Origin of the sequence: Xanthomonas sp. 3793, assembly GCF_024806835.1 — a bacterium.
GTDB lineage: Bacteria > Pseudomonadota > Gammaproteobacteria > Xanthomonadales > Xanthomonadaceae > Xanthomonas > Xanthomonas arboricola_F.
Genome location: NZ_JANTYU010000011.1, coordinates 1 through 10634, shown reverse-complemented (window position 1 = coordinate 10634; position 10634 = coordinate 1). Strand labels below are relative to the sequence as shown.

The following is a 10634-nucleotide window of genomic DNA, read 5'->3' as shown; positions in this document are numbered from 1 at the left end:
GACAGCCTGGGCGGGCTAACGCCCGCCGAGTTCCGTGATCAACATCAACCGCAGACCTCTAGTTTTGGCTGGCATTGAATTACGGGGAGTCGACAGTGCCAGGCAACGCGACTGGATGATGCCCGCCCTACCCCGGTAGTCGTGGCGAGCACCAGAGGTAGGATCGGTGAGCAGATAACCACCGCGACATGCAGCAGCTGCGATCGCAGAATGCCCCTTGGCTCGGCTGTAAGTTTTGATGCGGGTGTGATAGATGGCCATGTGTGTTTCCTGAGTCAGAGTTCATCAGTTCTGACTCAAGATTTCGCAAGGCTCAATAGCGTAAAACGCCTATTTCCGAGGATTCTACTTTGCCTGTTATGGAATCAGGCCAAACTTCGATCGACCTCAAATATCCGCCCCGAGCTCACAAAAGGCCGAGATGGATGGCAAAGCTCGGAACCTCATTTTTCGAACCGACTTGTAGCTCCATGCGGTGCCTCGCTCAGGAATTGCCCCCTCATACCGAAGGCAAAGCTGTCGATATCGCCCCATGTGCCTTGGATACCCCCAAACTAGCGAAGTCTTACTCAGTCAGACCAAACCATGCGCGCAAGACGTCCACATTTAAATTGCACGATTGACAAGCCCAGAAATCCCCTTATGAAATAAACAGTTAAAGGAGATGAAAATGACCGATAAACCACCAAAACCCGAAAGATATTCACTAGCTATCACAGCCATTTGCTTGTGCTTCTTTTTACTTGGGCTTGGCTGGGGCATCGCCTTCACACTACTAGCTCTTCTTTAATTCCAATTCAAATCAATAACTTCCATCATTGCATTAATGCGATGATCCACATAAAAACGCCAACAATTGCACCAAAGAGCGACCAAAAACGTGCATTGGCTTTTGGAACGATTCCTACGGCAGCAAAGAATAATATTACAGAAAGGAAAACGAGGTTCATCGGTGCGACTGGGCCAGTAGGCGGCAACCTCTTAACTACAAGAGCTATAACAGCAGTAAAAATAAGCGCCCCAAAGGCCACTGCTGCTGAAACCCAAGCAGGAATTCCGTTAAGAACACGGTCAAGCTTTGCCTCTGCTCGATTTATTGCGGCGAGCATCCTGCCGATGACCGATCTTTCGTGAGCAGGCACCGCCGGAGTTGATTCAGGCACTGGCTCTTTAACTGGCACCGAGATATTAGATCCCGTTGCACCCTGCGAATTTTTCTTTGATAGCAATGCGCGCGAAAGCAATACGATCGCAGCACCAGCAAAAAGAATTTCGGGCCAATTTTTTCTCAATTTAATTTAACTCCACACTGGGGTTGCTTGTGGCAGCAGGAAAAAAATCAGATCTTCATGCCTCATGGAGCTCCCAACGAGCCAAATCTATGATCGCCTATAATTGATGGGATTAGCGAGGAGTTCGATCGACTTCGAAGAGACGTCCTAAGCTGACGAAAGGCCGAGATGGATGACAAAGCTCAACACTCCATTTAGCAAAGCGCTTGACCGCACCACGGGGATAGTCACTACGGGGTTGTCCATCCATGCTAAACGCGATCTTGCCACCGTCTTCCCATTGGCTCGGCATCTGACCAACTACCACAGGCCCCACTGACGTAAGTGAGAGTGATGCTGTATCCGCCACATCATGCGCTGGGGGCACTCCGTCCTTCACTGACGCGAACCATTCGAACGGTTCGGCTAGGGTCACACATGGCCCCATGCCATCTCCCACCTTAAAAAGCGAACCTGCGCGCTCGCCTTGGAGCATCAAGAAAGCGAGAACAGGCTCGGCTTCTTCCTGCTGATTGTTGACTAACAGCACCCAACTCTCTCGGAACAGAAAGATGCTGCCAGGCGAAAGATCATTGGGAAGCCGATCTGCAAAAGCTTGTGCGGGAACGCTCATTGATTTCTCCCGGTTGATGTCCTACTGGATCTCAGTTGATCCAACGACGGCGCAGCAGCACGACCAGATCTTCTCCCATTCGCTGAGCGTCCATGGATAGCGCTTGCCTGACTCGATGGGCTGGTGAAAGGAGCACGGGGGCTTGGTGCTCACCTTGCCGGTAAGGCAGCTGCATGTTGTTGGGACCGGCCTCGTGCTCGGCGCGGGTCATCCAAGCACCAGCATGTTCTCCCAACAATCGCACCACAGGAACGACATGGCTAAGCCGTTCGGTTGGATCAATATGAGCCAGGAGCCAGGCAGCATAGCCGATAGCGGCTTCCAGCTTTCCTGCGATATCTTCTTCTACGACGACCGATAGCCCCATACCGCGTTCTGGCGGCGGAACAGGCAAGCTGATCAGGACATCCCCGTTGGGCCAAAGTCGGATCGACGCGCCGTCACTACGCTGCGCTTCCTGGACCAACACGAGCGCCTCACCGTTCGAGCCCGCCTTCATCCCCAGGCTCCGATCAAAAACGGCTGGGGCTCCAAAGAGTGCGTGCTTTTGCATGGCATCCAAAAGGGGCTGAGCTTCCATCTCGGCGGGGCGAAGCACTGTTGTGTCCGGTCCAGCTGCAACAGCAAGCTGCAAGACCGTGCCACTTTGCTGATAGCCGCGCTCGATCCGTGGGAAGAGCGCCAGTGCACGATCGCGCAATCCTGTTGGATTGAGGGGCGCCACGGCCTGAGTCAGCTGGAACTGATGGATGGCGCGAGTTGCCTTTTGTCCCAGTTCCTCCACTGAGACAAAGCCGTCCCAGAGCTGACCACCTTACCAATTGCCGATTTCTCTAATCAAATCGGCTTGATCCGGTTCCGCTTCCATACCCGACTGCACGAACATCAGGAGTGGCTTACGGTTCCGGGCTTCATGCACCTCTTCGTGGGTTGCCGAGACGCCTCCTGCCTGCTTGGCACCGTAGCGAGGCCCAAGAACGAGGATGACAAGGTCCGCCTCGCGCACACCATTGAGGCATGCGACCTGAGGGGAGCTAGCTCGGGCGCCGAAGTCCTCCGCCATGATCGCCTGGTGGCCTAGCAACTCGATCGCCTGCTTGACCACTGCTCGTTCGGCCTCCATACCTGAAATCAGCGAGCTGATGAACACTTTCATGCCGAACCTCCCTTCAGACAGCACATGAGATTTAGCTAACCGTAACCATCGGCAGGAAACCTAGGCCTTTCTTGAAACAAGTTCCAACCGGCGTTCAGTTCGCTCGATGAGAGACCGCTGACGATCGATATAGGCAGCTCCCTTCCGTAGGCGCACCATCATGCCTAACGGATAGATCACACATCCGTAGATCGACAAGCCAAGCAACCCTAGCCCTGGCACGATCCACTTCGCTCCGTCGGTCATAAAGGCCAGTGGGGCAAGCATGATCGCAATGCCCAAGATCCCAAAGCAGCAAAGCACTTGGATTAGCAGGAACTGCACGATATGGAACTTGTCTTGGCCAAGGTGCTCAATTTTCCGCAGCTCGGCTCGATTGATGACTAGGCTTATCCGATCGTTCCAGAAGATCGCTTTGCCGTAAGCCCAACGCGCCAAGTAGATGACCGCTGAAGCCACCACCCCACCGATCACCGCTTGTGCCAACCAGTTGTCCATGCGTTATCCCCGTCAGTGAGTTTACGGGCTCCTGAGGTCTGCGTGTCAGCCCCTGCCCCAGGGCTGATCTCAGCCGAGTTGTGTCTCAAATTCTGCGACGCCCCCAAAATCATCCCTGCCGACACTGGGGGACCGAATTCGGATTGCCTAACTGTCTTCTTAAGAATATTTAAGTTAGGCAAAGCCCTCGTAATTTATGTGGCGTTCATTTTATTTGCGTGAGATATCGCTCGCTTTTCGTAATTTTGTTACTTTTAAACACTACAAGCGCATTGATGGTTTCAAACCCATTTATACCACTGCAATCATTGCCCTATATAGCCTGTCGATAAAATCTTTTATGAAAGTCGAACTGAAAATACAGCTGTTTGAATGGCAATTATTGAGATCACCTTAGGCAATCATCGGCACGAAATTTCTGTCCTATTTTGTTATTGACAGAAAATCCCCTCCCCTTATCAAACGTCTACCTCCTCAACATTGGATCGTAGATGCACTTTAAACACTCTCAACTTCACAAGTATTTGCAGCACCCCAAAGGTCAGTTATTCATCCGAAGCATTCGCATCGGCAAAGTCGAATTCACTGACATGGTCGTTCAAGACCGAGCCGGCGCGCTTCACCTTCAGGACCTGGTCCAAGCGACCTATGACCATCATGAAAAGCTGCGACGGCTTCGCCGATCCGGAACTCGCTATCCCGAGCCTTTGCCCTTGGCCACTCCGGCGCGGCTCCTTTCTGAAGAGGTCGACGACTTCCTCAAAGACAAAGAACGGCAGAACCTTCGCACCACCACGATCGATGCGTATCGCCGCACGCTTGCCATCTTGCACCGCGTGAGCGGCAACACCTCCGTTGCTCGGATCGACCACACGCACATCTACCAAATGTGGGATCTGCTGCGATGGGCGCCCGAAGACTTCATGACGAACCCCAAACATCAGGGATTGAGCGTCGAAGCCTTGATCGCCAAGGGTCAACGTCAAGGACGGCCACAGCCGGCCAACGCAACACTCGAACTACATCGGCGCTTCCTCGCATCCTTCTTCAACACCCTGGTCAAGGCTCGTGCCATCCCACACTCCCCAATGGATGCGTTCAAGCCGGCGAGAGAAGAGCTACTGGCTGATCAGGACGAGCCCGAGCGGCTTCTCTCACAAGAAGAAATCCAGAAGATCTTCAACCCCGAGACCTTCCTGCATTGGGCCAAGAAATACCCGCACAGATGGTGGTGCCCGCTCATCGCGCTTTACACGGGCGCCAGAATCAACGAGATCGCCCAGCTCAAAGTTGCTGACATCATGCAAGACCAAGGCGTGTGGTGCTTCTCGATCCAGAAAACCGTGGACGAAGACCTTGCGCAAAGCGCTGGCAAGCGCAGCCGTCAAAGCCTGAAAGGCAAAAGTGCTATTCGCAAGGTGCCGATCCACCCAACCCTCATCCAGGCGGGCTTCCTCGACTTCCTTGCCGACATCAAGGCATCTGGCCACCCTCGCATCTTCCCCAACCTGTCGGCTGGCACCTGCCGCAAGACCGGTGAGCCAAACGGACGCTACAGCCAGGGCTTCGTCAACCAGTTCGCCGCCTACTTGAAGGGCTTAGGCTTTGGCAAAGGGATCGGATCGCACGCCTTCCGGCATACGCTCGCCACGGAACTCGATGCCAAGGGCGTGCGGGTTGAGCACATTGCCTTGATCACAGGTCACGCACTCAACAAGAAGGCGCCCGTGCTGCAGGACAACTATGTCCACAAATCGGCCGGCAACACTCGGAAGATCCAAGTCGAAGCGCTCGGCCACTATCAGCCGGCTGTGACACTACCGAGCTATGTGCGCGGGCAGTTCAAGGAGCGGCTGAGGAAGGGAGCGAGGATGTATCCCTAAAAAGAACCATGTTAGCTACCAACACCATGCTGCACAGATGCGGCATGGCTTGAAAGCTTGTTCAGTGTGGGGGTGAGTCACTTCATCACCAGGGTTTGCACGATCAACTCCCAAATCGGGCTAGATCCTAAGAACTGGGCGCGACACCTCACCACTATCAAGGAGCAACTACCGAAGTCTGCATTGGACCTTTCTACCCGGCGCCCCAACCAGTTTGAGGAGCGGCAACAGACCTGCTAGCATCCGTATAGGTTCGGGCTACCTCCCTGCTGCGTGGGAAAAGTCTGACGTCACCCAGGTATCCATCTCCTTTGTGGCCGTTGAAGCAAGCAGCATGCTCTGAAAGAAGCACTGAGCTTCTTTGGCCAATACGGGAGTATGTGATGTTCCAAGCTCAAGACATAGTTCGTGCTTTCAAGTCCGGTGCATGTTGCATGCGCACAGAGGAGTTCAGTCACTGTGAGAGCCTCGAGAGGTTCGCCAAGGATCTGGGCTTTAAGAGCTACCACGCATTTCGCCGAAGCATCGAAGGCCACGGCCCTGACAAGCTTGGCGTGGTGTCGGTCGGTCTCATGCGTAAAATCTGTGCTCGCAGAAGTCTCTCACCGGACTTGGAATACTTTGAGTTCCAAGTGCTGCAATCTGGAATTACATTTTATAGCCAATGGATAGGCTGGGATAGCAGTGGTGATGAGGTGCGCGTGCCCCGACCGATTGGGGGCGAATCACGCATCGACCTGCTCAGAGATAATTTGCACAACCCTGTCTATGTGATTGAGACCGATCTTGAGGCAACGGTCTGGCGCCAACTTTGGAGATCCACCGCCCTTCTTGAAGCTAGTGTTGCTCACCGGCTGTTTCCATCATCGTTCAACAAGCTACATCTTGTTAGTCCTGATCCGCCCTACCATCGCATTGGGGCACGTTCCAGATACAACAACAATCTTGCGCCGATTTGACGGGTCGAATTGTTAGTCGGTTCGAATCGGCAGCTACTCGATGAGTCATTGAAGCAATGGGGCCGGCGAAAGCCGGCCTTATTGGCGTCCATTTCAATTTCCACTGGGATTTAATCAGAATAACAACCTCTCGCTTGACACCGGCATTTTTTCGCAAAGCATTCCCGACCATGTAATTGCGGCTCCCATAACAGCAAGTCTGCGATACAAACCCGAATCTGTAAGGAGCATCGAGCGCTTTGGTAGGGTCGCCGTAGTCAAATCAACTTGCTCGGCTCGCGCCGGGACCAGACACGTCCATCACCATTATCTTTATCCTTTGGGCAGCAGAACTTGGCAGCATTTCTTGCAACATAAGCCGCATCTCAGCTGCGGACTGTGGCCGGGCCCTCCCATTAGGTGGAGTTGGGATTTTAGATGTGCGCTTTTCGCCATACCAGAACACCAAGTAGATACCTAATCCACCAGCCTCCGGGTCAGGGGTGTATAACCGATCAAGCTGCTCGGTCGCCGCAGTCCAAACATCCACGTGGAAGTCACGCTTAATCTCGACGACCGCCTTTATATTGCGACCCGAGATCACGATGTCGGCTCGCTTATCGGCACTCATGTGCCCTTCGGGCTCTGCGCGAAGCCCATGAGGAGATAGACGGTAACGGAGCATGCCGAGCAACGCGTCTCTGGCTTGATCTTCCGTTTTTGGCCGATCAAGGCGATTAGCGCTATCGGTGTTCCAAAAAAACTTATAAGGGTCTTCGTTCCCATGACTGATGTGTCTCTGCACATCGCCTAAGTGGTCAAGAACCACTGCAACCATATCCTGATGCGAATGTGGCGCTCGATTAGCCAACGCTTCCTGTGCGACCTCCCAACTCGGTGCGACATGCGAAGCATCCACGCTTGCGGTCAGCTGATTGGTTTTATGGTGTAAGACCGAGTCGCGGTAGCTTTCCAACTCCGAGCGCTGCACCAACCTAGCCATGACCACACGCGCTTGATGACTCGTCAGTGAAGCGATCTGCGCGATCATGGACTGGATATGCATCGAGGCATCCCAAGGATTGCGCGTTCCCATTGAGCCGCCAACCGGGTGAGCAGTCTGCGGATACCTTGAAGCCGCCCAGGTCACGGCAAACTCAAGCTGGCTCAATGTATACGACCAGACCTTATGCGATCCGAAGCCCGCTTCCACGCCTTCTTCCAGGATCTCCCAGATTGCCACGTCAAGTTGCTCGGATGACAAACTACTTAAAATAGGCTGATAGACAATAGGGTCATTGGTGAAGCCAAACCAAAGCCAAATTCCCAAACATTGAAGCTCATTCGAACTCAGTGACGGCTTGGCTTGAAGTGAGTTTACGGTTTCCAAAGCAAGCGACTTGATTGCATGCCACACGCCATCTTCCTGTATCCATAGCAATATTTGCGTGAGAACATTCGCTTTGGGCAGCGGATAGCTGTGCAAAAGCTGGACCAAGCCCCGCCCTCGATGATTGCCTACAAGCGTCGGATGACCAAGCGCCACCAAGCAGTGAGCATGGAGACTATGCTGAGCTAGCTCGTTGGCCAAAAAGGCTAGGTAGGTATCAGCCGCCAAGACCGGCTTGGCCTCAATTACGTCATCAACCCATACGTGACGCCACTGATCTACTGAGGATTTTGTATGCACATACACAGGGAAAATCGCTTCAATCATCAGTGCAGATGCTAGCAGAGTATCCGGAAGCTCCTTAATCTCACCGCCCTTATCACGATAGACGTCAAGTGCAGCTAGCAATGCAGTCCAAGGCGTTGACCGTTTCTCACGGTAATCGGCAAGTAATTGAGAAAGCTCTGGCGGTGCAACCCTTGTCAAGAGAGCCTCAAATCCTCTGAGAACACAGGCCGAGCCCTGCTCTCCTAGCGCCCACTCCAATCGCAATCGAGGAGATGAAGGTGCTGCTGCGCTCTGTGGACAATCGTGCCAAAAATAGATCTCGGTAGCCTCTTCAAGTAAGCCTAAGTCCGAAGCACTACTGACCGCCGCAGCATTCTGCTCAAAATTCGCCTGAATGCTCACTCGCCAGGCTTCGGTTTGTCTTGCCTCTTCTTGAGCGTATTGCGAAACGAAATTAGGCATCTGGTTCAGTTGCGCTCGCCACGCTCTTTGGACCTCACCCAATAAAGGATCCAGCTCTGCCAAGGCGGACAAATTAGTGCTATGCACAGTTGCAACCACACCGAGGCGAACGGACTCACTCAACGCTGCTCGGTAGATCAGGGATCTGCGCTCACCATGGGCGGCATGTATCGCTTGAAGCATTTCTTCGAGCATGTCCCCTACATTCACCCATGGCCTGATCAGATGAATGAACCGCAACCAGGAGTTTTCATCACTCTTGGAAAAATCAGCGTGCACCAATGCTGCGCGAAGCATTTTTTGTCCTAAATCGGGATGTACCTTGAACGCTTTGGCCAGCGATCCGTCTTGACTGTGGTGCTCAGCGCGGCGTAAATAGCACTTGAGCCAGTCGTAGCATTGCTGGGGATCTTTGCCAACTGGCAACGCGATGGCGAGAAGCCGTTCATAAAGCCGCGACGCTTCACGCGGCCCATGTCGGCTTGCGAAGACTGATGAATTAGGAACTGCACGAATTTGAATTTTCTGCAAAATCTCATTTGCCATTGGAGGATTAACGTGATCCAACAACCCAATCGTAATTCCGATTGGAAGTTGCTCTTCACAAGACTCAAGATCATCCCAAAACGCGATGAAATCATCAGCGTTAAGTCCATCTCCAAGATGAGCATGAAGACAAGCACTACGTAGCCGCAGGTCATCTTCAGAGCTACCCAAATAAGAATAAGCAGCAAGCAAATCATGTCGCGAGGCGTCGTCGCCTTCGTGGAGCACTTCAATTGCTACAACTCGCAATGCATAATGCGCCTTCACATCACCCACGAGTTTTTTGAGGATTATCGTAAAGCCTGGCAATATCCGGCCGCCTTTTTGCAGCAACAGCACAAATAGGCGCAAAGACAAGCGGCTTTCCGATGACGTAAACAAGCACTGGTATTGCTGTGCCAGAGCAGGATCAGCTAAGGCTTTGGCTGTATCTGGCAAATGGCGGCGAGACAAGAACCAAGGGTCTTGCTTGCTGTGGCTAGCCAGCGCGTCGACCAATCTCAGCCGATTGGCTGACGACAAGTTAGATACATCTCCATAGAGCAGCACACCAACCGGGTCATAATCCATCAAAGGCGCCGGGTCAGCTACGAGGGTGACCAGCCAAGCAAACAAGCCACGAAGCGCGGTAGGTGGTCGTTCCTCAATTCCAAGCAATGCAAGCAAGCGACCCAGCGAGAACCCAGATGAAAGCTGCTTAATGAGGTAGCGTGCTGCGAGGAACTCAGCAATCGTACGATGGGTGTAGTCCACTCCTCCTTGCCCGATTGAGACGAAAGCTCGCCGACTCAATGCCGCGTAAAGCTCGGGCTTGGGCGCTAAATCGATCTCCCTGTAGCAAGCGATGCTTTCGTCATCGGAGCTCGCAGCATGTGAGAAACCTTGGCAATTCGATAGCAAGCGTAACGCACACAAGGCTCCTGCTGCACTGAGAAGCTCCTTGGCCGTGAACCGACCTGGCCCCAAGTCTTTCTCAGCATGAAGAGGGTTTTGCTCATCAAGCAAAAGCAACACTGCACGATCAAAGAGTTCCGTCTGGCTTAATGGCCAATTTCCTCGCTGGACCACCTTGGCGAGCAGCAGCAGGGTATGAGGGTTTTCGAGCAAGGGGTCGAGTTGTCGCCGAACGGCTTCTTCAACAAAGCGCTCAGCATCGTCATGGCAACTGTTTGCAAGCACGCTCATCTGCTCGCTTTTTGTGAGAGCAAGAAGCTGAACTACAGTGGCCGCGCCTGACTTGTTGAAGTAAGGCCGCAACGCCGCCAGGTCAGTCTGATCTAGCCAGTCCGCTACACGGCAGGACAGGCGCATTCCTACCGGTCGGATTTTTGCTAATTTTCGCGTCAGCTGGTCGATGGTGGATTGGTCGGATCGACCTGAGCGCGTCTCATCGAGCGCATCGATCCAAAGAATCTGATCCGGGGGAACTTCGTCAGATGGCGTGTTGAGGAAGTCTCTAACAGTGAAATAGCATCTGAGCCACCCCTGATAACTCGGACACCTGAAAGCGAGGACAATCCTCGCACGGAGGTGTTCGATGCAGAAGCGGCAGCGGTTCACGGCGGAGT

8 protein-coding genes and 1 pseudogene are annotated in these 10634 nt (G+C 53.3%); 2 read left to right on the top strand and 7 right to left on the bottom strand.

Translation table 11 applies throughout. The annotated features are described in order from the left end of the window. Positions 1-96: 96 nt before the first annotated feature. The 6 genes and pseudogenes from FHY18_RS22025 to FHY18_RS21915 all read right to left on the bottom strand — a co-directional run. Positions 97-261 (bottom strand): annotated as a pseudogene (locus FHY18_RS22025) (plasmid mobilization protein); the annotation flags it as partial. Positions 262-815: 554 nt separating this feature from the next. Next, complete coding sequence (locus FHY18_RS21935) at positions 816-1292, bottom strand: hypothetical protein (RefSeq protein WP_259160069.1); 477 nt, start codon at positions 1290-1292, stop codon at positions 816-818. 112 nt (positions 1293-1404) lie between these two features. Next, positions 1405-1905, bottom strand: coding sequence for a hypothetical protein (locus FHY18_RS21930; RefSeq protein WP_259160068.1), 501 nt, complete (start codon positions 1903-1905; stop codon positions 1405-1407). A 31-nt stretch (positions 1906-1936) separates the two neighbouring features. After that, positions 1937-2689: a hypothetical protein gene (locus FHY18_RS21925; protein ID WP_259160067.1), complete on the bottom strand. Its 753-nt coding sequence runs from the start codon at positions 2687-2689 to the stop codon at positions 1937-1939. 30 nt (positions 2690-2719) lie between these two features. Next, positions 2720-3061: a DUF4062 domain-containing protein gene (locus FHY18_RS21920; protein ID WP_259160064.1), complete on the bottom strand. Its 342-nt coding sequence runs from the start codon at positions 3059-3061 to the stop codon at positions 2720-2722. 60 nt (positions 3062-3121) lie between these two features. Continuing rightward, on the bottom strand, positions 3122-3559 hold the full coding sequence (locus tag FHY18_RS21915) for a hypothetical protein (protein ID WP_259160062.1): 438 nt from the start codon (positions 3557-3559) through the stop codon (positions 3122-3124). A gap of 713 nt (positions 3560-4272) precedes the next feature. On the opposite strand from FHY18_RS21915, the gene FHY18_RS21910 reads away from it, so the two are divergent. Next, entirely contained in the window at positions 4273-5442 is a 1170-nt protein-coding gene (locus FHY18_RS21910; protein WP_326521227.1) for a site-specific integrase, read from the top strand. A gap of 383 nt (positions 5443-5825) precedes the next feature. Next, on the top strand, positions 5826-6401 hold the full coding sequence (locus FHY18_RS21905) for a hypothetical protein (RefSeq protein ID WP_259160056.1): 576 nt from the start codon (positions 5826-5828) through the stop codon (positions 6399-6401). A gap of 262 nt (positions 6402-6663) precedes the next feature. Here FHY18_RS21905 and FHY18_RS21900 read toward each other — a convergent pair whose 3' ends face one another. Continuing rightward, complete coding sequence (locus tag FHY18_RS21900) at positions 6664-10251, bottom strand: hypothetical protein (RefSeq protein WP_259160055.1); 3588 nt, start codon at positions 10249-10251, stop codon at positions 6664-6666. Between the last annotated feature and the right edge of the window lie 383 nt (positions 10252-10634).

What these genes read in the sequence shown, in the direction of transcription:
- FHY18_RS21930 (WP_259160068.1), bottom strand. Translation starts at nt 1,905, where the DNA reads ATGAGCGTTCCCGCACAAGCTTTTGCAGATCGGCTTCCCAATGATCTT.
- FHY18_RS21920 (WP_259160064.1), bottom strand. Translation starts at nt 3,061, where the DNA reads ATGAAAGTGTTCATCAGCTCGCTGATTTCAGGTATGGAGGCCGAACGA.
- FHY18_RS21915 (WP_259160062.1), bottom strand. Translation starts at nt 3,559, where the DNA reads ATGGACAACTGGTTGGCACAAGCGGTGATCGGTGGGGTGGTGGCTTCA.
- FHY18_RS21905 (WP_259160056.1), top strand. Translation starts at nt 5,826, where the DNA reads ATGTTCCAAGCTCAAGACATAGTTCGTGCTTTCAAGTCCGGTGCATGT.
- FHY18_RS21900 (WP_259160055.1), bottom strand. Translation starts at nt 10,251, where the DNA reads ATGAGCGTGCTTGCAAACAGTTGCCATGACGATGCTGAGCGCTTTGTT.